A 24,259-nucleotide genomic window follows, 5' to 3' on the forward strand; every position below is an offset into this window, starting at 1 on the left:
ATAAGGTAGTTAATAATTATTGTTAAAATACTCTTCACGCAATATTCCGTATTTTACAGAATCATAATAAACACCGTTGAAATATCTAACTTTTCTAATTCTAGCTTCACATATAAGACCAAGTTTTTCAGCTAATCTCATCATTCTTGTATTTCCACTCCAAGTAGTAAGTCCAATGTGTTGAATATCAGGAAATTTATTAAAACAGATTTTAATCCATTCATTTAGTGCTGTACAACCTATTCCTTTTGACCATGTATGCTGTTCATATATTACTATTCCAATTTCTAACCAGCGCGTTGCAAAGCATTCCCAATAGTAAGTAACAATTCCTATAGGTTTATCGTTTAAAAATATTCCTAGTACACGATCACTTAAATAATATTCATGATGATTTTTAAGTAGGAAGGTATCTAAATCAATTAACTTAAAATCATTAAAGTAGGGGGCGTTATATTTACTCCATTCTGGAGTTTCTGATGAGTAAATGACGTTATATAAGTCATTTAAATGTTTTTCTTTTATCTTTTTTAGTGTAATCATAAAAATCTCCTTTTTAATATTATAACATAAGAAAAATTGAAAAATATATAAATGAATTAACTTAAGCAGTCTTATTCCTATATTAAAGAGGATTATGATATAATATGTCATGTAGAAAATTAGAGAGGTGGAAAATGGAAAAATTTAGTAAGATTATATCTGATATTTTTCTTTGGATTATGAATATCGGATTGTTGATTATAGGGGTACTATTATCATTTGGTTTAATAATGGAAGCTAAGGAAATATTTTTTGAAGGTACGAAATTTTTATCAGATCAAGGTAATTATCAACGTTTTGTAGAAGGAATATTAGTATTTTTCTTATATTTTGAGTTTGTTGCTTTAATAGTTAAATACTTTAAAAATAATTATCATTTCCCACTTAGATATTTTATCTATATTGGAATCACCGCAATTATAAGATTGATTATTGTTCAACATGATGACCCTAAAAGTGTTTTAATCTGGGCTGCTGCGATATTACTGTTAGTAATTAGTTTAGCTATTGCTGAAAAATTTATAAAAAAAGATTAAGAAAAGACTTCGAACAGATTTTGTTCGAAGTCTTAGTTTTATTTCACAGTGTATTTTCCTGTTTTGTAGTCTATAGTTACTCCTTTTTGGAAGTTTGGTAAAAATACATTATATTTTACACTCTTACCGTTATCTTCAACAGACATTGCTTCCATTATTACCCCTTGTGCTACAAGATCATCACCTTTGAATACTGGAGTTACACGGTAACGAACATGTTTTTTGGACTTTTTAACGTAGTCAGCAACTTCATTTTCAAAAGGAATCATATTAAGATTCATAAATCTTGTACCAGTCATTAAGTTTTTATCATTATCATTTTCTCCAGCAAGTTGGAAAGCGATAAGATGTGATCTATCGTAAACGTGAGTTCCACGGTTACTTTGCCATCCGCTAGGACGAACGTGAGCAATCTCTTCACGTTTATCTGTCGGCATTAAATCAATACCGATAATTCCGTTTGCTTGGCCAACACGACCAAGTTTATCAAGTGGACTGTAATTTTCAAAAGATGTTGTAGAAAGATCTTCTTTAGCAAAATACGGATTATTGTTGTTTAATACCTTATATTTATTATTATCAGTTGCTTCACTTTCCTTTGGAGCAGATAAAGAGTTTAATACATCATCAGGTATTTTTGAAACACTTGTAAATGTTGTAGTATTTGAATTTTTATTTGATGATTTATTAGTATAGTAAGTTATAGCTAATGCAGCTAGAACAACTATAGCGATAGAAATAATTGAAAATAATGAAAATTGTTGTTTTTTTCTCTTTGCCATATGGCCTCCTTATTTTTATAGTATGTTAAATAACTAAGAGGGAGTGACTCAAAAATCGTGATTTCGTAGAAATCGATTTTGTCGAGTCACCCCCGCACAGTTTATTAGATATCTAAAAAGCTTTTATAAAGCGACTTTAGATATCAATAAACCACTGCGTCTATGAGTTCTCATAGACACTTTGTTAAATTTTATGATTTTTGGGTCAGCCCCAAAAATTAATTTTATTATTTGAAATAATTAATACCCATTGCATCTTTTACTTCATCTAAAGTAGCAGCTGCAACTCTTTCAGCCTTTTCACTTCCAGCTTTAAGCATTCTATAAACTTCTGCTTTGTCTTTTGCAAATTCTTCACGACGTTCTCTGATAGGACGTAGGTAATCTTGCATTACATCATTTAAACGACGTTTAAGTTTCATATCACCAAGTCCACCACGAGAGTAGTGTTCTTTAAGCTCTACAACTTCATCAGTACGAGAATCAAAAATATCAAGGTATGTAAATACTACATTTCCTTCTACTTGACCTGGATCTTCAATCTTGATGTGATTTGGATCAGTGTACATCTTCATGATTTTAGCTTTAATGTTTTCTTCACTGTCACCTAAGTAAATACCATTATTTAAACTTTTACTCATCTTACCTTGTCCATCGATACCAACAAGTCGAGCATGATTTTTTGGTGGTAAAACAATTTCTGGTAATACAAGAACTTCTTTGTTGTAAGTTCTATTAAAATCACGTACAATTTCACGAGTTTGTTCAAGCATTGGTTTTTGATCTTCTCCTACAGGTACGTGAGTTGCTTTGAACGCTGTAATATCAGCAGCTTGACTTACAGGATATGTGAAGAATCCGGCAGGGATACTTTCACCAAATTTCTTATCATTAATTTCTTGTTTAACAGTAGGGTTACGGTGTAATCTTGAAACTGAAACTAGATTCATATAATACATGTATAATTCAGCAAGTTGAGGAATTTGTGATTGAATGAAAATAGTTGTCTTACTAGGATCAATTCCTACAGCAAGGTAATCAAGTGCAACTTCTGTTATATTTTCAATAACTTTCCCAGGATTATCAGCATTGTCAGTAAGTGCTTGTTGATCGGCGATCATTATAAATACTTCAGTATCATCTTCATTTTGTAAAGCTATACGATTTTTTAAAGAGCCAACATAGTGCCCTAAGTGAAGTTTACCAGTAGGTCTATCTCCAGTTAAAATAATTTTTGTCATAAAATGGTAACTCCTTTAAAATAATTTTAATAGTTGTTTATAATTATACCATAATCTAGAGAAAGTTTGTTTGAATTAGTATAAAAAATATTATTTTGAATAAAAATTTAGTGTTTTAGTTAGGAAAAGATGATATAATAAAAGATAAAGAAATAGTTAATTATTAAGGAGATTAATATGATATATATAGAATCAAAAAGTAATGATCCACGATACAATACAGCATTAGAGTTATATGCTTTTAATGAACTTGCAGAAAAAGATGATGTATTTATGTTATGGATTAATTCACCATGTATCGTTGTAGGTAAAAACCAAAACACAACTGAAGAAGTAAACCAAAAATTCTGTGATGATAATGGAATTAAAATTGTTCGTCGTGTAAGTGGTGGTGGTGCAGTTTATCACGATTTAAATAACTTAAACTATACAATTATCTCTAATGGAAGAAGCGGAGAAGAATTCGACTTCAAATCATTCTCACAACCTGTACTTGATGCGTTAGATTCATTAGGAGTTAAAGCAGAATTTACTGGACGTAATGACCTAGAAATCGATGGACAAAAATTCTGTGGTAACGCACAATATGTACGCAATGGTCGTATTATGCACCATGGTTGCTTAATGTTTGATGTTAATACTTCAGTTTTAGCAGATGCTTTAAAAGTTTCTAAAGATAAAATTGAATCAAAAGGTATTAAATCTGTACGTTCACGTGTTACAAACATTAAAGATCACCTTCCAAATCAAGATATGACAGTTCAAGATTTCGTTGCTGCACTTAAAAAATATATGAGTGAAAAATATGAAATGACTGATTTTGTTGCAACTGAAGAAGATGAAGCTGCAATCTTAGCTATCCAAGAAGAAAAAAATAACTCTTGGGACTGGGTATATGGTAAAAATCCTGACTTTAATATTAAACGTAATAGAAGACTTAAAACTGGTAAAATTGAAGCTAATATCATGGTAGAACAAGGGGTTATTACTAATATCAAATTCTACGGAGACTTCTTCGGAGTAATGGATGTTGAAGATATCGCTAAAAAATTAGTAGGTGTAAAATACCAAAAAGAAGATGTTCAAAAAGTTTTAGAACAAATTGATATTAATTCATACTTCTTAGGAGCTACATTAGAAGAAGTAGTAGATATCTTAGTAGACTAATAAATAATATAGGAGTGAAGTATTATGATAATTGCAACGACAAACTATATTCCAGGAATGGAAGTAGTAGAATATAAAGGTTTAACTACAGGTGAAGTAGTAGCTGGAATTAATGTTATCAAAGATATAGGAGCAGGAATTCGAAACCTTTTTGGTGGAAGAGTTAAAGGGTATGAAGATGAAATTATTCAAGCGAGAGCTGAAGCTTTAAAAGAGTTAGAAGCTCGTGCAGCTGCCATGGGAGCCAACGCTGTTATTGGAGTTAGAATTGATTTTGATGCCCTAGGAGGCGACGGTAATAATATGCTTTTAGTTACTGCTACAGGAACAGCAGTTGTAGTAAGATAAAATATATAAATATTAAAAATAAAATTAATAGCAATACTTTATAAGATATTGTATAATATTAAACAGTTATTAAAATTTCAATAGAGAGGAAAAATATAATGAAAAAAATATTTAATTTTAAAAAGATTTTCTCTATTTTACTTTTAACAATCGCTCTAGTAGCATCAGCTGTATTTGTAGCTGGATGTAGTAGTGATAAAAGTTCAAGTTCGAGTTCTAGTTCATCAGATTCGACTTATAAAGTAAGTAAAGAAGATAAAGATTATTTATCAAAACGTTTTGCAGATTTAACTAAAACAAATAATGAAACTGTAGCATATGTTTATGCACCAGGAACAGATTTAGATGAACCTGTAGTACAAACTAATGACAATGAAACATACTTAAATAAAACATTCGAAGGTGGGAATGTACCTTACCTTGGTACTGTATTTATGGATATGGACAACAAAAAAGATTTCCACGATAGATTAACTTGGTTATTCGGACACGCTCGTGGAAGTAAAGTTGGGGATCACCGTATGTTCAACGATGTTAACTACTATGATAAACAAGAATATATGGATAAACACAAATACGTAGTAATTGAAACTCCAGAGAGAAAATACTACTATGAAGCAGCATTCTTAACAATCGTACCAGAAACAACTTCATTCTATCGTTTAGATTTTGAAAGTGATGAAGATTTCTTAAATCAATTAACTAACGTTAAAAAAGATGCAACAACTAAGAATGATAGTGTTCAACTTAAAGCTACAGACAAATACTTAGTATTATCTACTTGCCGTGAGGAAGATGAAACAATCAGATCTAATCTGTACTTACGTCAAATTCCAGATAATGAGATGAGTGATTTTGAAGCTAAACATAAAGATGAATTAAAATATGTAGCTAAAAGATAATAAATAATAAAAAGCAATCCAGTGATTTTAATCACTAGATTGCTTTCTTCTATTTAGTAACATTATGTTTAGGCATCATTTTAAATTCTCTAATCAAAAAGAATAGTGAAACTGAAATTGCACAAAGGTCAGTTACTGGAGTAGCATAGATTACTCCCTCAATCCCAAAGAAATGTGAAAGAATAAATAACATTGGTATTAGCACTATAAGTTGCTTAGTTAAGGCAATAGTAACTCCAATTTTTGGTTTTCCTATTGCAGAGAAGAAAGTAGAGCTTGAAATATGAATACCATTGATAAATGTAAATAACAAGAAGAATCTCATATACTTAACTGCAAACTCAAAGTAAAGTTCATTACCATTACCAAATAGACTAATAATTTGTTTAGGAAAAATCTCGAAGATTAAGAAGAATGTAATTGAGATAATCATTGCATATTTCATGGTATATCTCATTGTAGTACGAACTCTTTCGTACTTTTTAGCTCCGTAATTATATCCAAAAATTGGTTGAGCTCCTTGAATTAATCCAATAATAATAGCTATAAATATTATATAAATTTTAGCTACGATTCCAGCTACAGCTATAGGAATATCATTCCCGTACACAGAATTAGTACCGTGAATATTTAATAAATTGTTTGTTACTATTTGAGCTATCATATTAGAACCTTGGAAAACAAATGAAGGCATTCCAAATCCTGCAGCGACTTTTAATAAAGGTATCTTAGGTATGAAGTCTTGCTTAGTAAATTTAACACTTTTGAATTTTGGAAAATATAAAACAAGAATCAAAGCAGATAAGAATTGACTTATAACTGTAGCCCAAGCTGATCCAGCAATTCCCCAACCAAATCCAAAGATAAAGATTGGATTAAGAATAGTATTAAGTACTGCACCAAAAATAATGGCAAACATTGAATATTTTGGACTATTATCCGAACGAACAATAGGATTAGTACTAATAGAAATTAGTAAGAATGGAATCCCTAAAGAAGTAATTCCAGCGAATGTCATTGCATATTCTAAAATTTCGTCTGTAGATCCAAATGCATACATAAGAGGTTTTAAAAATATATGTACTAGAATTGTGATAATAATACCTATAATAAATAATGAAGATACTGCAGTACCAACTACGGACTTAGCTTTTTCAGGATTTCCTCTTCCTAATTCAAGATTAAAATTAGATGCTGCACCAATTCCTATCATTAATCCTATAGCTAAGCAAATAGTAGTAAGAGGGAAAGCGACATTTGTTGCTGCGTTACCTAAGTAACCAACACCTTGCCCTATAAAAATCTGGTCAATTACACTATACATCGCATTAATAATATTCGCTGTAATAGCAGGCCATGCAAATGATATAAGTAATTTTTTAAGTGGTTTTGTTCCTAGTGGATTTTCTATATAATTTTGTGCTTTTTCCATATAATTTCCTCCTTAAGTTATTTTATTCAATAAAGAGAAGAAAATAGTAATTTCTTCTTCAGTTAAGTTTTTAAGAACTTCTTTTTCAGCTGTGTTTAACAGATGAGAGTACGTTGATAAAACTTCTTTTCCTACTTGTGTTAAATGTAAAGTATAAGAACGTCTATCTTTTACTCCACGTTTTCTAATAACAAAGTTCTGTTTTTCCAGTGCATCGATATTACGCCCAACAATATTTCTGTCTTTTCTATGTATTTCAGCAAGTTGAGCTTGAGTAACACCTTCATTTTCTGAAACGTAAATAAGAGTAATGAAATGTCCATGTGTAATACCAATCTCAGATAAAGGTTGTTTTGTATAATTTCTCATATTTTCTAAGAGTGTAATAAGTTTATAACCTAACGCATCTTTTAACATAAATTCACCACCTAAAATAATATAGCTAATATATTATATACCTAGTATACTATTTTGTCAATGTAAAAAAGAAAGGGAGTGACTCAAAAATCATGATTTCAAACAAGATTTTGTAGAGTCACCCCCGCACAGTTTATTAGATGTCTGAAAAGCTTTTTTAAAGCGAATTCAGATATTAATAAACCACTGCACCTATGAGGTTTCCTATAAATTTTGTTAAATTTTAGGACTTTTTGGTCATCACCTTTCTTTTCAGTGTTTTCTTATTATTGTTGAAAATTAGATTCTGTTTGAACTACTATAAATACATAGGGATAATTAATGCTCTAACCCCCCCGTTATTTTTGTATCTTCTTTATCAAAGTAATTTACAGAAGTTTTTATAATAATTTTTAAAGCTTGGATTATGTCTTCCTTTTTCATAAAAGGCATGTTGGGTTTATCTATAACCTGTTCTTTAATATATGGTATATGAATAAATCCAGCTTTAATATTTGGATATTTTTTTTTAGATAGGTATAAAGCCTCATACATAATATGATTACATACAAAAGTACCAGCAGTATTAGAAATTGCAGAAGGGATATTGTTTTTATTCAATTCATCAACAATTGCTTTTATTGGTAGTGTAGAAAAATATGCATTTTCTCCATCTTTTCGTATAGCTTCATCAATAGGACTATTTCCAATATTATCTGGAATTCTAGCATCATCAATATTAATAGCGATACGTTCAGGTGTAATTTTACTTCTTCCGCCAGCTTGACCAACACAGATAACTATATTAGGAGAAAATGAGTCTATATTTTCTTCTAAAATACGTGAGCTATCTTTGAAGACTGTAGGTAGGGTAATTTTTTTTATTTCTATATTATCTATTACATCTGGTAAGCTATTAACACATAAACTAGAAGGATTAATACTCTCGCCACCAAATTTATCAAAACCAGTTATTAATACTCTCATAAGGCACCTCGTAATATTTATAAAAAATATATTGTAATAATTAACTTAATAATATTCTAAGGTAAGTATTACATCTCAATTAATTAAATTTTTAAATTATACTAATTATAAAACAGTTTAGATAATTTGAAAATAGTATTTTTGTAATTTTAGGGGATAAATTGTAAATCGCAGTAAAATAAATCATCAATTCCTTAGATCCGATTTTTCAGATTTTTGAGGATTGAATTTACATTATTCTGAAAAAATGATATAATCTATTTATTATCTAAGATGTATTTTGTAAAAAGATAAGTTTTACTTTATTGTTAGCTAGTAAAACAAGGATATGTGAAGTAATGTGTAGCAAGTGGGGAGGAGAAGTTTATGTATCGTACAAAAAAATACTATGATAATAAGTTGTATATCGTTCAACTTATTACTATAATTTCTATATTACTAAGAACTATAGTAAATTTAACATCAATTTTTATTATTCAAGTTATCTTAGATAGTTTGATATCTAAAGATTTTGAGAGAGTTTATCATTTTGTTAAATACTTGATAGTAGTATTAGTATTTTATTTTTTATTGTTATTTCTTTCTCAATATTTTTTAAGAAAACTTTTCTTTCTTGGAAATTTTTCTGTTTTAGAGTATTTTTATGATAAGTTTTTAAAAAGTGAATATAATGATTTTAAAGAAGCAAAAAGTGGTGAAATATTATCTAAGTTAACGTCAGATAGTATAAAGATATCAGATTGGTATTCTCAAGGTAAAGTTATTTTAGTAACGCAGTCTTTTATTTTGTTTTCTATATTGATGTTTATGTGTAGGTATAATGTTTCGATAACACTTATATTATTCTCTGTAATATTGGTATGTTTTTTTATTATAAAACAAATAAGTAAGAAGCTTTCGAATTGTATGAAGAGTGAACAGAAATTATTAGGTGAAACTAATCAATATATACTTCAGTCAATATTAGGTTATTTTGATTTAAAACAATTAAACAAAGAACAGTACTTTATAGATTACCTTAAAGAGAACATTATAAATAAAAGAATAAAGGTCAATACTGATTTAGCAAAGTATTTTTCGCTATATGTAGGTATATCTGCTACTGTTGCATTTATACTACCTATTGTCTCTCTATTACTTTCAGTGTATTTTATAATATATAAAGATTTTTCCGTAGGTTCGGCTATTGCAATATTTTCTACAGTTAGAATGTTAGATGAACCTATTAATTCTATATCAGATAAAATAACTGTTAGGCAGACTGCTCATAAGATAGAAAGTGAGTTGTCTAAGACTTTCAATAATAAAAGCAATGAAGAGAAAGAGCTATTAAAATTAAGTGAATTTAACAGTGTAAATGTTAATATATCTAATTTTTATTTTAAAGATAATCTGATTTTATCTGATTTTAGATTAGAAATTAATAAGGGTGATTTTCTAGTTTTAAAAGGAAGAAGTGGTGTAGGAAAAACGACGGTATCTAATCTTATATTAAGAAACTTGCAAGAGGGTGCATATAAACTAGAGGGAGAAGTCTTAATTAATGAAAAAGATATATATAAGAATAATATACAAATTCTAGGAGAATTTTTAAAAGTAAATCAAGAACCATACATATATGAGGCTACAATAAGAGATAATATTCTCTTAGGTGATCCATATGAGGATAGACTTGATGAGATAGTTAGATTATTACATCTTCAAGAATTGATTGATAAACTAGGGTATAATTATTTATTGAAAGAAAATGGAAAAAACTTAAGTGGTGGAGAAAAGCAAAGATTAGAGTTGGCTAGAATATTAATAAGGAGACCTGAGTTCATTATTTTGGATGAACCAACAAGTGCTATGAATACGAATTTGAGTGAAGTAATAGTAGAAAATATTTTTACCTACTTAAAAGAACATAATATTACAAGTTTGATAATAACTCATAGTAAGGAATTTGATAAATTTGCTACAGACATTATAGAAATTAAATAGAATTAAGAATAATATTATAAAAAATTACCGCTGATAAGTAGTACTTATACATGAAGTTAGATACTAGTGACTTAGGATTTTGATTTTATAAAAATTAATTTTCCTAAGTCTTTCTTTGTTTTTTTATAAGATATATTTTGAAGATGCTGAATCAAAAGTTTAAAATTTTAGAAAGTTTATATGAGAATTTTAGATATAGTACTTTATTGATATCTAATTTCGATTTAAAAAAACTTTTTAGAAATTTAACAAACTTTGTTGTGGTTACTTGATAAAATCGATTTTTCAAAAATTAAGTTTTTCTAGTTACTTCTTTTAATAAGATAAATTGTAATTGATTGTTAAAAGTGATATTATTAAAACATAAGGGGTGAGGATTTTGTCTAGAGAAGAAAAATTAAGAACAATTATTAGTACGATAGATAATTCAGAATATAGAGCTACTAATAAAAATGTTACTAATAAGTGTATGATGAGAACATTTAAAGAGGCTGATGACACTTGGGTAGCTGAAGCATATTCTAAGAAAAAATATGCTGATTATAAACCATTTCAATTCGTTGATGGTGAGGGAGTAAGATGCTCTATATATTTAAGTGGTTGTCTATTCGCTTGCAAAGAGTGTTTTAATGAAAGTATCCAAAACTTTAATGCTGGACAATTATATACAAAAGAAATAGAAGATCAAATCATACAAGATCTAAGCAATTCATATGTACAAGGATTAACAATTTTGGGAGGAGAACCGTTTCTTAATACTCAAGTAGCTAAATCTTTAGCAAAAAGAGTTAGGGATGAATTTGGTTCAACAAAAGATATCTGGGTATATAGTGGTTACACATATGAACAACTTTTAAATGGTAGCGAGGACAAAAAAGAATTATTAAGTTTATGTGATGTCTTGGTAGATGGACCATTTATGATTTTTTTAAAAGACCTAAGCTTAAGATTTAGAGGAAGTAGTAACCAAAGAATTATAGATTTAAAAAATTCGAGTAAGGATAATGTAGTGTTATATTTAGAATAGTAATACTAGGAATGAAATTACTTTTAATAGAAAGTTTTTCGTGATATAATATTTAAGTTAATAATTAGGGATATATATAATATCTCTAATTATTTTTGTTAATTAATTTATAGAGAGGAGATTAAAAGTTGAAAAATATTATAGAGATTTTTCGAAAGGATATAAAAGAAGTATTTAGAAAAACTAATACGTGGATAATTATAGTGGGTTTAATATTTTTACCATCAATGTATGCATGGCCAAACATTTTATCTTCATGGGATCCATATGGTCATACAAATAATATTAAAGTTGCTGTTACATCTGAAGATGATGGGGCTACTGTCGATGGTAAAGAGCTAAACTTAGGTAATAGTTTAGTTGAGGGATTGAAAAACAATAAAAATCTTGATTGGCAGTTTGTATCTAATAAACAAGAAGCTGAGGACGGAGTAAGAATAGGTGACTATTATGCTAGTATAGTCGTTCCAAAAAATTTTAGTAAAGATATGACTTCTGTTAGTAGAACAGAACCTCAAAGGGCGACAATTGAGTACACGGTAAATGAGAAGATTAATGCTATTAGTCCAAAAATAACTAATAGTGGAGCTTCAGCAATTGCTAATAATATTAGCAAGAGTTTCGTTGAGACGGCAAATGGAGTAATTTTTGAAAAACTACATGAAGTCGGTATTAAATACGAAGAAAATTTACCATCAATAGAAAAAGCTAAACAAGAAATTTTAAAATTGAATGAAAACTTTTCTACATATGAATCTAGTTTAAATGAATTAATAGGAAAAGTAGAGCATGGTTATAATATATTAAATACAGTTCAAAACACACTACCTGAAATAGATAGAGCAGCAACTAATAGTATTATGCTAGCTGATAAAGCAGGTGTAACAATTAATAATATTCAAGGATTTAATGATAGAATGTTACCTATTATTAGCAATCACTTGACTGTAGTTGAAGAAGTATCAAAAGAAGCAAATATTATAGCAAAAGAAATTCAACAAAAACCAGATAGAACAGAAGAAATTAAAGCTAGACAAAAAGCTTTAGATAGTAGACTCCAAGCTAGTGGAGAAAGACTACAACTTGTAAAGAATATTTTCGAATATTTTAATAACCTATCTAATGAAAGATTATTTAATAATCAACTAGCCAAAGTGACAAATCTAGAAAATGATATTAATAAAGTGAAAGAGATAAATATAAATATTCATAATAAGATGGATCACTACGATGAAATTACAGATACTTTGAAAGAAGAGTTTGTAAATAAATCAGCTAGAATAAATGAACTTTCAACAGATATGAATACTAAGTTAAATGATGAAGTTTCTCCATTAATATCACAGGTTCTTAGTAGGGCAGATGTTAATATTGATAAAGTGAGTGGAATAATAGCACAGGCTCAAGGAGAACTTCCAGCTGTAGAAAGAAAATTATCAGAAACTGAAGCGAAAATAAGTAATGCACATGGTAAATTATTAACGTTACAAGCGCATATGCCAACAGCAAAAAGTAAGATACAAAAACTAACGGACGAAATAAAAAAAGCTGATGGAGAAGTAGATAAAAACCAATTGTTTAATTTATTGAAAGTCGATTATAAACAACAAGCAGAATTTTTCGCAAATCCAGTAAAACTTCAAGAGAATAAACTTTATCATATAGAAAATTACGGATCAGCAATGACTCCATTTTATACGGTTTTATCTATTTGGGTTGGATCATTATTAATGTCATCATTATTAACTACTAAGGTAGAAGATGAAGAAAATAAATATAAACCATATCAAAAATATTTTGGTAGAGGATTATTGTTTGTAATAATTTCTTTATTCCAGACATTAATTATAACTTTAGGTGATATGTATGTTCTAGGTACACAGGCGACATCACCATTTAGATTTGTTATATTTGCATTATTAATATCTTTACTATTCTCATCAATTATTTATACAATAGTATGTATATTAGGAAATGTAGGGAAAGCAGTTTGTATTGTATTATTAGTACTGCAATTAGGAAGTTCAGGAGGAACATTCCCAATTCAAATGACCTCAGAATTCTTCCAAACATTATATCCGAAAGTACCGTTCACATATTCAATAGGATTACTTCGTGAAGCGGTGGGTGGTGTATATGCTCCAGCTGTGCACCGTGACATAAAAATATTATTTATCTATCTAATTATCGTTCTTGTAGGTGGAGCGATTCTAGTTAGTCTAAAAGCACGTTCAGCTAAGTTAAGTAGAGAAAGAGAACGTTCTAAGTTATTCTTATAGAAAATAATTTACAGTAGAGATTAAGTAGTTACAATATAATGTAGTTTTGTAATATTACTTAATCTCTACTTTTTTCATAGGAAATGAAAAATAGTGTTTTTTGTGATATAATTAAAGGATAAAACCTTAAAATATAGAGGATAGATTATGGTTAGAACATTAGATAGAACAAAAGATATCTTTTTAGATACAATGCTTTTGGGAAATGAAATTTTAATAAAAAAAATAAAAACAACAAATAAAACGAAAATTACTGTAGTCTTAGCCGCTTATAGAAGTGTAAAAAGATTACAGGAAATAATTAATGATTTATTTAATCAAAGCTTCCAAGATTTTGAAGTGATAGTAGTCGATGATCTTTCTAGTTCAGAAATAGAAGAAGCGGCTGCTGTAGTCGACAGTAGTAAAATAAATTATATAAAAAAACAACTAGGCTCTAATTCATCAGCGAAAAACTGTGCATTAGATTATGCTAAAGGAGAATATGTAGTTTTTGTAGAAGAAAACTCTAAATTAAAACAAAATTACTTAGAGACTTTATATAATGAGATTTCTATAAATAATCTTGATATTGCTATGTTAACTAGAAATGGATATCCTAGTATATTAGATGAAAAAATTTCATCTGGTCAAGAATATTTAGTAGAAGAAATAAAAAGATTAAAAAGTGATTTAAACTATAATATTACTGCTTGCATGTTTAAAAGAAAGTTTTTAGATATCTATAATTTAAGATTTCAAGAAGACATGTTAGCTTTAGAGAACTTATATTTCAAACTAAAAACTTTTGACATAGCAGGAAAGGTTAGTCAAATTAGAAAAGTTGGATATAAGGACTTATTAGAAAAAAAATCAGTGAGAAACAATGCAATGATAGACGCTTCTACTAGAAGAATAATGATTGCAGTAAATAAAATAGAAGAGTTTAAACAAAACAAAAAATATGAAGAAAGTTTAAATCTTCTATGCGGATACTTACTTTTTGATGTGTTAAGAATGCATGAAAATATGTCCGAGGAAATAGAAATTTTAGAATTGATAAAATCAAGAAAAAATTATTTTGAAAGTGATACATTTGTTAACAAAACAATGATAGCAATGTCTCCGATTATGTTTGCTAATCATCTTAATAGAAAGGATAGGAGATAAATATGAGGCGAATACTTCATAATGTATTTTCATATGCGTTTATAGCGCTTTTCACAGTTGCTTTAACTTGGGCTTATGTAGCACCGTTTGTATATGAACGAATATTGAATCCACTTGCGCTACTCTTAGGAGTTCCTGTTGTATTCATATTATTTATTTATGCAGTAAAAAAAATTCTAGCAACTGATGAAGTAGGATTAAAAAAATATAATAGAATTATAATATTAGTATACTTAGTATTTCAGGCAATAATATTATCGATGGATACCTTAAATTTTTCAGACGGTGCAGAGATAGAAAATGAAGCACACTATATGTTAAACTATGGAAAGTTTTCTGGAGAAAGATACTTCTTAGTTTATCCTAATAATATTACACCTACTATTATTCTTTATTGGATATATCGTATAGCAGCATTTCTACATATTTCTGAAGTTTGGATGTTGCATATATTCTGTTTCTTAGTAACAACAGCTACTATATTCTTAACATATAAAACAGCTGGAAAATTATTAACAAAACAAAAACAAACAATAATTCTTGGCTTAATGATTTTATACATACCATTTCAAATGTACAGTTTATTCTACTATTCTGATACTTTGATGGTAATTATGGTAGCTTTAATAATATATGTTCTTATTCCATCAGATGGGAGTTTTATCTTTAGAACCAAGCATATTGTCGCTGTAGCGATATTGGTAGCATTTGCTTGGAATCTTAGATCTAACATTATTATTATCTTACCAGCATTAATTGTGTACTTACTATTTTTCAAATGGTACAAAAATTTAGTATTATTACTAGTAACCTTTGGAATTGCATTTGTTTTCTTTGGAAAAGGATTCGATATGCTTTGGGCACACTATGGATTCTGGAAAGATGATGGTTATAGATTTCCTATGTTACACTGGGTAATGATGGGAATGAGTATTCAAGGTGGAAGTTATAACTGGCAGGATTTCCAATTTACATATCTTAGTCAAAATAAAATGACAGATGATTTAGGTTTATTCTTTAATAGGCTAACTCATAGACCGATTTTCCTTAATCTTCTTATGGTAGTATTAAAAATAAGAGGTAATTGGAGTGATGGTACGATAAATTATACGAATGGTACACGTGCATTACGAGATGGTGATGGATTCTTATGGCAACTCTTCTATGGAAGTGACAATAGCTTCTTTATCTATATTTCTCAAATGATGTATGTAGTAATCTTATTCGGAATGGTTTATTACATTTATAAACGTAGAAAAGAGTATATAACATCTTGTTTCTTATTCCAAATTATTATTTTTGGAGTATTCATGTTCCATTTAATTTGGGAAGCAAAACCTAGATATGTATATGCATGGATGCCAATAATCTTTATTTTAGGAGCCAAAGGTTTAATTTTATTTGCTGAAAGATATGAGACTATAATATTTGATAAATACAAGAAAAAACTTTATATTGCTTTTGGAATAGTTTTTGCACTTCAAGTAGGTAGTGATAGTTTCTTAAGACCATCATATTCAATGAACTTAGACTATGACTCACGTGTAATTAATGGTATTAGTATATATGCAACAGATAATTATCTGCGTGATGGAATAGTTAGAGTTAATAAAGATACTGAAGTAGAACAAACGTTTAAAGCGAATCGAAGTTTTAATTATGTTCGTGGTTATATTTCATCATACGATGAGAAAAATAATTCAAAATATAAAGTAGAAATTATCGATAAAAAAGATAATAAAGTTGTAAGAGAACATGAATTTGTATATCGTGAATTGTATTGGGAAATTCCTTTACAAACTTACACTTTACGTTGGTATTTTGATGATCTTCCTGCAGGAGATTACAGTGTGAAATTCTCACAAATAGAAAGTGATAATAATGGTAGCATAGTAATTTCAAGTGTACCGAATGAGATGGTAGATATGTATGAAGCAGGGAAATTATATATTAATGGAGCAGATCAAAATAAAAAAGATCTATCACTACAAATAGGTCATAGATACCAAAAACTTTGGTGGTATTAATAATAATAGAGAACTCTTAAATTAATAATGGGGCTTATCTTCGGATAGGTCCTTTTTATTTTGTGTATTTTAATTCAAGTTTAGTTATAGTATAAGGTTAACATAAAGTATCTAATATATAATATAATTATAACAAATCTAAATTATAGGGGTTTGTTAAGAATAAAAGGACTGATCTAAAAGTCCTAAGCGGGGGTGCAAAATCGATTTCTCTGGAATCATGATTTTTAAGTCGCTCCTTATAACTCCATATAATATAGAAACCTTAATAAGTGTAAACGATTTATTGTCAAAGAAGGTAAAACTATGTTATAATAAAATTACAACATAAAAGGAGCAAATAACTATGGTAAATATTTATGATAAAGCAAATGAATTTGAAAGAGCATTAAGAGAATCTGATGAATACAAAGCATCATTAGCGGCATCTGAAGGATTATATTCTGATGAAGAAGCTAATGAACTTTACACACAATTCGTATTAAAACAAAAAGATTTAATGGAAGCAGCTCAATCAGGAAATGAGCCTTCAGAAGAAGATTTAACAGCATTAGAAGAAATCCAACAAAAATTAATGGAAAATGCTAAATTTTTAGATTTTGTACAAGCTCAACAAAAACTTCAATTTTTAATCGAAGATTTAAATAAAGTAATGTACAAACCATTAGATGAACTTTTTGAAAAATATGGAAACAAATAAAATAGAAGAAAAATAGTAAATCACGGTGTTAGAATGATTCTAACACCGTGATTTTTATATACACATTTAATTTTTATTTATCTTTATTTTCCTCAACATAATCTATTAATTCTAATGTTAGATCATATCTTAAAAATGGTGTGATTAAGTAAATTCCCTTGAAGTGTTTTAAAGCAACATCAAGTAGTTTTTTACTTTCTTCTAAAGCAACTTTTTGGCAAAGTTCTTTATCATCTTTTACTTCTTCTAACTTAGCTAAGAATTCTTCTGATAATTTAATTCCAGGTACCTCATTGTGTAGGAAGACAGCGTTGTTGTAGCTAGTAATTGGCATAATACCAACGAAGAATGGTGTATCTGGATAATCAGCGGCAAGTTCTGCTAATTGTTCAATTTTTTCAGCTTCAAAGACAGGTTGCGTAATAAAGTAGTCAGTACCTGCTTTTATTTTTTTCTCAACTAAACGTTTTGTTTTACTTAGGTCACGAACATTTGGATTATAAGCAGCGGCTACTGTAAAGTTTGTAGTCTTTTTCAGTGAAGCTCCGTTATATCCAAGTCCTTCATTAAGTTGTTTAATAAAAGGAATTAATTTAAGACTAGTCATATCATAGACACTAGTAGCCCCTGGGAAATCACCAAGTTTACTTGGATCTCCAGTAAGAGCAAGGACGTTATTAATTCCAAGAAGATCAAATCCCATTAAACGAGATTGTAGTCCGATAAGATTATGATCACGACATGTTAAATGAAGTAGTGTAGGGGTAGTAATATGTTCTTTAAGTAAAGTTGCAGCAGACAAGTTACAAATACGAGTACTAGCAAGAGAATTATCTGCTAGTGTAATAGCTTCAATGTTTTTCTTGTCTATTGCTTTAGCCCCTTCAATAAATTTATCAACATTTAAATGTTTTGGTGGATCTAATTCGGCAATTATAGTTACTTGTTTTTTGACTTTATCAACAATTGTTGGTTTATTATTTGCTACTCTGACTAGTTCTTCTTCTGCAGGTAGCGGTGTTATTACTTTTCTTTTAACTGGTTTAAGACCTTTTATTCCTTTTTTAATAGCACGAATATGTTCTGGAGTAGTACCACAGCATCCACCGATTAATCTTACACCTTCTTCAACAAGAAGTTTAGCACTCTGTTCAAAGTAAGATGAATTTTTTCTGAAACGATATTCATTACCATTAATTGTTTGTGTCAGTTGTAATAAACTGGCATTAGGATAAGCAGATAGGTAACTTTGTGCAAATAAAGGTACTTGCTTTAAACTTTTAATCATATGATAAGGACCTAGATGACAGTTTAAACCAACGATATCAGCACCTAGATTAACAAGTGCACTTAAAGCATCAGTTACTTTTTCTCCGTTTTGAGTAATACCTGCTTCTAATAATGAAATATTAGTGATAATAGGTAAGTCAGTTATTTTTCTTGCTTCAGTTAATACAGCGCGAATTTCTTCTTGATCATAATAAGTTTCAAATAGCAACGCATCTATTTTATTTGTTGATAGTAGAACTTTTACTTGATCAATTGTTTCTTTTACAATAGTTTCTAATGAAAGTTCACATTCACGAAGACCTCGAATAGCTCCGATTGTTCCGAAAACAATAGTATCTTCTCCAGCAGCCTTGCGTGCTATTTCAGCAGCACGAATGTTAATTTCTTCGAATTTATCGTCATAGCCATACGTCTTAAGTTGGCATTTTTTTGCCGCATAAGTGTTTGTTTGAATTATATCCGCTCCAGCTTCGATATAAGCTTTATGAATTTTCTCCACAGAATCTGGATTAGAGATATTATTATATTCATGACAACTTTCCAATCCATTACTATAGAGAGCTGTACCCATAGCTCCATCAGCTACGAGTACATTTTGTTCTAATCTCTCTAATAAATTTCTCATATGAACCTCCTATTTAGCGGCAAGTTCATTTCTGATTTCTTTAGTAACTTCAACTAAAACTTCTAAAGCTTCGATAGTTTCTTTTTCAGCACGTGTTTTTAATCCACAGTCAGGGTTAATCCAGAATTGTTCTGTAGATAGTTTTTGTAGTGGACGTAAGATGTTAGTACGTACTTCTTCTTTTGTTGGTACACGAGGAGAGTGGATATCGTAAACTCCAAGACCGATACCTAATGGGTAGATTGCAGTCTCGAAAGCAGAGATTAATTCTCCGTGACTTCTACTAGTTTCGATAGAAATAACGTCAGCATCTAATGCACGGATAGAATCGATAATTTCATCGAAGTTAGAATAACACATGTGTGTGTGGATTTGTGTATCATCTTGAACTGATGAAGTAGCTAAACGGAATGAGAATACTGCTTCTTCAAGATATTTTTCTTTTTTACTGTCTCTTAGAGGTAATCCTTCACGGATAGCTGGTTCATCAACTTGGATAATTGTAATTCCAGCTTTTTCTAAAAGTTCAATTTCATTTTTAAGTGCGATAGCGATTTGGTTGAAAATTTCTGCTTTAGAAATATCAGTTCTTTCGAATGACCAGTTTAGAATTGTAACTGGTCCAGTTAACATACCTTTAACAGGACGATTAGTTAAGCTTTGTGCATAAGCAGTTTCTTTAACTGTTACAGCTTCAACGTGTTTTACATCTCCGTAGATGATTGGTGGTTTAACCCCACGAGAACCGTATGATTGAACCCAACCGAATTTAGTTGATGCGAATCCAGCGAAACGTTGACCGAAGAATTCAACCATGTCTGTACGTTCAAATTCACCGTGAACTAATACATCGATATCAAGGTCTTCTTGAATTTTAATCCAACGAGCGATTTCCTCTTCGATGAATTTTTCATAAGCTTCATTAGATAATTCACCTTTTTTCCATAGTGCACGTTGTAAACGTACTTGTTTAGATTGAGGGAATGATCCGATTGTAGTAGTTGGTAATAATGGTAAATTATATTTTTTGTTTTGAATTTCACGACGAACTTTGTAGTCAGATGGACGAGTTGAACGAACATTTTCACTTGATTCTAATTCAAGATTTCTGAAGTCAGCATTTTGTAATTTGTTGAAGTCTTCTACGTGTTTTTGGTACGCAGCTTCTTCTTTGCCATCTAGTTTGTTAGCTAGTAAGTTAAGTTCTTCTAATTTTTGATCAGCGAATGCTAAACCATTAAGTAAAGTTTCTTCTAATTCAGTTTCATTTTTAGTTGTTACTGGTACGTGTAGTAATGAACAAGATGGTTGGATTACTAATTCAGCAACATTAGCTTTGATTTCCTCTAATAATGCAGAACTATCTTCGAAATCGTTGCTCCATACGTTACGTCCATCGACAACACCTGCGAATACTTCTTTATCTTTGAATAGACCAGCTTTTACATTAGCTAAGTTTTCTTCTCTACCGTGAACGAAGTCTAATCCGAATGCTACAGGTAAATCAGCAAGTTTTTCAGCTTCTACTAAAGCTTCGAAGTAAGTTTGGAAGATGAATTTAGCATCTACTTCGTTGTTGAAGTGGTTGTACACTTTGTGAGCTAATTCTACATAGTTTTTACCTTCATCAGTAACGAAAATTGGCTCATCTACTTGGATGTAAGAAGCACCAGCTTCAGCTAATTCTTTGAATACCTGAGTGTATAATGGTAATAATTTATCTACAGCTTTTTCAAATTCACCTTCAGCAAGACCGCTCGATAAAGCTACGTATGTGATTGGACCTGTGATAACTGGTTTAGCTTTATCTCCTACGATTTCTTTAGCTTCTTTGTATAAGTCTAATAGACGAGTGTTGTTTAATTTAGGGTTAACATTTTCCCATTCCGGTACGATGTAGTGGTAGTTAGTGTTAAACCATTTTTTAAGTGCAGATGCAACGTTATCTTTGTTACCACGAGCGATATCGAAGAATAAGTCTACATCAACTTCTCTTCCTTCAAAACGTTGTGGAATAACGTTGAATTGTACAGATAAATCTAAAATGTGGTCATATAGTGAGAAATCACCAACTGGGATGAAATCTAAACCAGCATTGAATTGTTTTTCGATATAAAGACGACGAAGTTTTCCTGCTTCTTCAAGTAATTCGTTTTGACGAACTGTACGAGCCCAATATCCTTCAATTAATTTTTTCCATTCTCTTTTTTCCCCTAAACGTGGGTATCCTAAACTTGAAATTTTTGTCATTATTTCTTTCCTCCTGAAATTTTCTCTTTTTTGTATATTGAATTATAAAAATAAAAACGCCCTTAAACAATATTAAAAATATTGTCTAAGGACGTGCGTTTCATACGTGGTACCACCTTATTTTATGGAAAATCTAAAATTGTGAATTGAATTTTTTAGTTTTCCACCTCATTAAAATTTTAACGCTATTTTATGCGTAATTATCTAACTACTGCTCGATAATTAAAACTCAAAGACCATCTTCAAAAAAATTCATTAATCTCTTTTCAGCTACCGAGATTCTCTGGTTTAACTCCTTTTTTCTACTCATCTTATCAATGTTATACTATATTAATTTATAAAAATAATTTTTACTCAGTCTTAAATACGACAAAAGGGTAGTAACACAAGGGACGAAATGACCGTGTTACCACCCAATTTTATAATCTTAAAATAAATTTAATCTTACCTCAATGATTATTAACGGTAATCAACCGGAACTAACTCATTAATAGTCATTAGTTCAGCTCTGTGACCATTTACAATACACCCAAATCCTTTTTTTCACCAACCAAAAGGTCTCTAATAAATAAGTAATATCGCTCTTCACTTCTTCGCTTTTAAAACTGTTAAAGAAATATTAACATAAGATTTTTTCTTTGTCAACACTTTTTATTAAAAAAATTAAAAACTTTTTTCGAAATTGTCAGAAATCTAAGATAGACCATATATATTAATATATTTTAAAGATAATATTTTAATAATAACTATTTAAGAAATATTTTAACTTTTACTAATAGTTAGTTAATATCTATAAGGTATACTGTATTCATCAAACAAAAAGTTTTGATAATAAAGTATTAAGGCAAGAGGAGAGAAATACAAATGAAAAACAACTTTATTAAATCAGAAAATTTTACGAAATGGGCAATAAGAAAAGTTAGTGTTGGAGTAGTATCAGCAGCAATTGCAAGTGGTATTTTTGTAATTGTAGGAGGTGGAGAAGCTCACGCAAGTGATTTACAAGATAAAGCTCCTGTAGTTCAAAATGATAATAAACAAACTGATACAGCTGTTGAATCTAAAGCAATTGAAAACAAAGAAAATACTGTAGAAAAAGAAACAAAACCAGTTGAAGCAAAAGATGTTGTAAGTGCTGAAAAGCAATCTGAAGTAAAAGCAGAAAAAGAAGTGAGTGTTGACTCTAAAGAAGCTGATGTGAATAATTTAATAAAACAGGCAAAAGATGTAGCAGAACCACAAACAACTCCAGTTGAAGTTAAAAAAGCAGTAATGGATAATACAAAAGATACAGTCGATGTACCAGCTAAATATTTAGATAAAGCAAACTTCCCAGGGCCATTCACAGCGGGAGTTAACCAAGTAATTCCTTACGAATTCTTCGGTGGAGATGGAATGTTAACAAGATTAATCTTGAAATCATCAGACAAAGCACCATGGTCAGACAACGGATCAGCGAAAAATCCAGCGTTATTACCATTAGAAAAACTAGGAAAAGGATTATACTTCTATGAAGTAGACCTAGAAGGAACAAAAGGAAAATCAGATAAAGAATTATTAGACTTATTAAAAGCAAATGGAACACAAAGTTACAAAGCAACAATCAAAGTATACGGTGAAAAAGACGGGAAAGCAGATTTAACAAACGTAGTAGCAACAAAAGATGTAAATGTAAATCTAAATGGATTAACAACTGTCAACGAAGTTAAAAAAGCAGTAATGGACAATACAAAAGATACAGTAGATGTACCAGCTAAATATTTAGATAAAGCGAACTTCCCAGGGCCATTCACAGCGGGAGTTAACCAAGTAATTCCTTACGAATTCTTCGGTGGAGATGGAATGTTAACAAGATTAATCTTGAAATCATCAGACAAAGCACCATGGTCAGACAACGGATCAGCGAAAAATCCAGCATTATTACCATTAGAAAAATTAGGAAAAGGATTATACTTCTATGAAGTAGACCTAGAAGGAACAAAAGGAAAATCAGATAAAGAATTATTAGACTTATTAAAAGCAAATGGAACACAAAGTTACAAAGCAACAATCAAAGTGTACGGTGAAAAAGACGGAAAAGCGGATTTAACAAACGTAGTAGCAACAAAAGAAGTGACTGTAAATCTACATAAAGAAACTATGCAAATGGATATGAAACCAGGTGAAGATATGATGCAAAATAATACAGCTACTGGTTCAATGGATTCAAATGTAAGTGGAAAAATAATGAATATGAGTAAATCTGACAATATGTCTATGAAATCTAGTATGAATAAAGATATGATGCAAGATAATATGACTATGGATTCTCATATGAATAAAGATATGATGCAAGATAATATGACTATGAATACTCATATGAGTAATGGCATGATGAAAAAAGGTATGCTACCAAAAACAAGTGCGGCACCTGAAGGAACAATGAGTTCAACAAATTCATCAAATACTGGAATACTAGCATTAGTCATCGCAAGCTTCTTAGGTCTATTAGGATTCAGAAGAAAAAATAATTAATAAATAAAATAAACTTGTAGATTTTATCGAAATAGTGCTATACTTTTATTGTATAGTACTATTTTGATAAGAGGAGTTAAA

19 protein-coding genes and 2 other annotated features are annotated in these 24,259 nt (G+C 29.7%); of the genes, 11 read left to right on the top strand and 8 right to left on the bottom strand.

The genetic code is table 11. The annotated features are described in order from the left end of the window. Positions 1–9 precede the first annotated feature (9 nt). Positions 10–543: a GNAT family N-acetyltransferase gene (locus FOC48_RS01145; protein ID WP_003146768.1), complete on the bottom strand. Its 534-nt coding sequence runs from the start codon at positions 541–543 to the stop codon at positions 10–12. 134 nt (positions 544–677) lie between these two features. On the opposite strand from FOC48_RS01145, the gene psiE reads away from it, so the two are divergent. Further along, positions 678–1,079 (top strand): phosphate-starvation-inducible protein PsiE, encoded by a 402-nt coding sequence (gene psiE, locus FOC48_RS01150; RefSeq protein ID WP_003146767.1) that lies wholly within the window; start codon positions 678–680, stop codon positions 1,077–1,079. 38 nt (positions 1,080–1,117) lie between these two features. On the opposite strand, the gene FOC48_RS01155 is transcribed toward psiE, so the two are convergent. Together FOC48_RS01155 and trpS are read right to left on the bottom strand one after the other, a co-directional pair. After that, positions 1,118–1,861, bottom strand: coding sequence for a DNA/RNA non-specific endonuclease (locus FOC48_RS01155; protein WP_003146765.1), 744 nt, complete (start codon positions 1,859–1,861; stop codon positions 1,118–1,120). 227 nt (positions 1,862–2,088) lie between these two features. Beyond that, positions 2,089–3,102, bottom strand: a complete 1,014-nt coding sequence (gene trpS / locus FOC48_RS01160; protein WP_003146764.1) for a tryptophan--tRNA ligase — start codon at positions 3,100–3,102, stop codon at positions 2,089–2,091. A 177-nt stretch (positions 3,103–3,279) separates the two neighbouring features. Between trpS and FOC48_RS01165 the strand changes: the two genes are divergently transcribed. The 3 genes from FOC48_RS01165 to srtB all read left to right on the top strand — a co-directional run bounded on the left by FOC48_RS01165 (position 3,280) and on the right by srtB (position 5,519). After that, entirely contained in the window at positions 3,280–4,269 is a 990-nt protein-coding gene (locus FOC48_RS01165; RefSeq protein ID WP_003146763.1) for a lipoate--protein ligase, read from the top strand. A 24-nt stretch (positions 4,270–4,293) separates the two neighbouring features. Next, the gene (locus tag FOC48_RS01170; RefSeq protein WP_003146762.1) at positions 4,294–4,617 is read left to right on the top strand and encodes a heavy metal-binding domain-containing protein; all 324 of its coding nucleotides are present in this window, start codon (positions 4,294–4,296) and stop codon (positions 4,615–4,617) included. 98 nt (positions 4,618–4,715) lie between these two features. Then, a complete protein-coding gene (srtB, locus tag FOC48_RS01175) occupies positions 4,716–5,519 on the top strand; it encodes a class B sortase, LPKTxAVK-specific (protein ID WP_003146761.1) in 804 nt (267 codons plus the stop codon). Between the two features lie 49 nt (positions 5,520–5,568). Here the strand turns inward: srtB and FOC48_RS01180 are convergent, their stop codons facing one another. The 3 genes from FOC48_RS01180 to pcp all read right to left on the bottom strand — a co-directional run bounded on the left by FOC48_RS01180 (position 5,569) and on the right by pcp (position 8,334). Then, positions 5,569–6,951: an MATE family efflux transporter gene (locus FOC48_RS01180; protein WP_003146760.1), complete on the bottom strand. Its 1,383-nt coding sequence runs from the start codon at positions 6,949–6,951 to the stop codon at positions 5,569–5,571. Between the two features lie 12 nt (positions 6,952–6,963). After that, positions 6,964–7,368 (bottom strand): MarR family winged helix-turn-helix transcriptional regulator, encoded by a 405-nt coding sequence (locus FOC48_RS01185; RefSeq protein ID WP_003146759.1) that lies wholly within the window; start codon positions 7,366–7,368, stop codon positions 6,964–6,966. Between the two features lie 318 nt (positions 7,369–7,686). Next, positions 7,687–8,334, bottom strand: coding sequence for a pyroglutamyl-peptidase I (gene pcp / locus FOC48_RS01190; RefSeq protein ID WP_003146758.1), 648 nt, complete (start codon positions 8,332–8,334; stop codon positions 7,687–7,689). 366 nt (positions 8,335–8,700) lie between these two features. Between pcp and FOC48_RS01195 the strand changes: the two genes are divergently transcribed. From FOC48_RS01195 to FOC48_RS01220, 6 genes are all read left to right on the top strand, one after another. Further along, positions 8,701–10,317 (top strand): ATP-binding cassette domain-containing protein, encoded by a 1,617-nt coding sequence (locus tag FOC48_RS01195; RefSeq protein ID WP_003146757.1) that lies wholly within the window; start codon positions 8,701–8,703, stop codon positions 10,315–10,317. 379 nt (positions 10,318–10,696) lie between these two features. Beyond that, complete coding sequence (nrdG, locus tag FOC48_RS01200) at positions 10,697–11,344, top strand: anaerobic ribonucleoside-triphosphate reductase activating protein (protein ID WP_003146756.1); 648 nt, start codon at positions 10,697–10,699, stop codon at positions 11,342–11,344. Positions 11,345–11,472: 128 nt separating this feature from the next. Then, positions 11,473–13,623, top strand: a complete 2,151-nt coding sequence (locus tag FOC48_RS01205; protein WP_003146755.1) for a YhgE/Pip domain-containing protein — start codon at positions 11,473–11,475, stop codon at positions 13,621–13,623. Positions 13,624–13,770: 147 nt separating this feature from the next. Then, positions 13,771–14,772, top strand: coding sequence for a glycosyltransferase family 2 protein (locus tag FOC48_RS01210; protein ID WP_003146753.1), 1,002 nt, complete (start codon positions 13,771–13,773; stop codon positions 14,770–14,772). 2 nt (positions 14,773–14,774) lie between these two features. Then, positions 14,775–16,799, top strand: a complete 2,025-nt coding sequence (locus FOC48_RS01215; protein WP_003146752.1) for a glycosyltransferase family protein — start codon at positions 14,775–14,777, stop codon at positions 16,797–16,799. Positions 16,800–17,145: 346 nt separating this feature from the next. Continuing rightward, a complete protein-coding gene (locus FOC48_RS01220; RefSeq protein WP_003146751.1) occupies positions 17,146–17,499 on the top strand; it encodes a YlbF family regulator in 354 nt (117 codons plus the stop codon). Between the two features lie 73 nt (positions 17,500–17,572). Here the strand turns inward: FOC48_RS01220 and FOC48_RS01225 are convergent, their stop codons facing one another. Together FOC48_RS01225 and metE are read right to left on the bottom strand one after the other, a co-directional pair. Then, positions 17,573–19,414, bottom strand: coding sequence for a bifunctional homocysteine S-methyltransferase/methylenetetrahydrofolate reductase (locus FOC48_RS01225; protein ID WP_003146750.1), 1,842 nt, complete (start codon positions 19,412–19,414; stop codon positions 17,573–17,575). 9 nt (positions 19,415–19,423) lie between these two features. Then, a complete protein-coding gene (gene metE / locus FOC48_RS01230) occupies positions 19,424–21,664 on the bottom strand; it encodes a 5-methyltetrahydropteroyltriglutamate--homocysteine S-methyltransferase (protein WP_003146749.1) in 2,241 nt (746 codons plus the stop codon). 84 nt (positions 21,665–21,748) lie between these two features. After that, positions 21,749–21,991: a binding site (T-box leader), on the bottom strand. Positions 21,992–22,049: 58 nt separating this feature from the next. Continuing rightward, positions 22,050–22,267, bottom strand: a binding site (T-box leader). Positions 22,268–22,528: 261 nt separating this feature from the next. Between metE and FOC48_RS01235 the strand changes: the two genes are divergently transcribed. Continuing rightward, positions 22,529–24,178, top strand: coding sequence for an SSURE domain-containing protein (locus FOC48_RS01235; RefSeq protein ID WP_003146748.1), 1,650 nt, complete (start codon positions 22,529–22,531; stop codon positions 24,176–24,178). The last annotated feature ends 81 nt before the right edge of the window (positions 24,179–24,259 follow it).

Origin of the sequence: Gemella haemolysans (assembly GCF_012273215.1) — a bacterium.
Taxonomy (GTDB): Bacteria; Bacillota; Bacilli; order Staphylococcales; family Gemellaceae; genus Gemella; species Gemella haemolysans_A.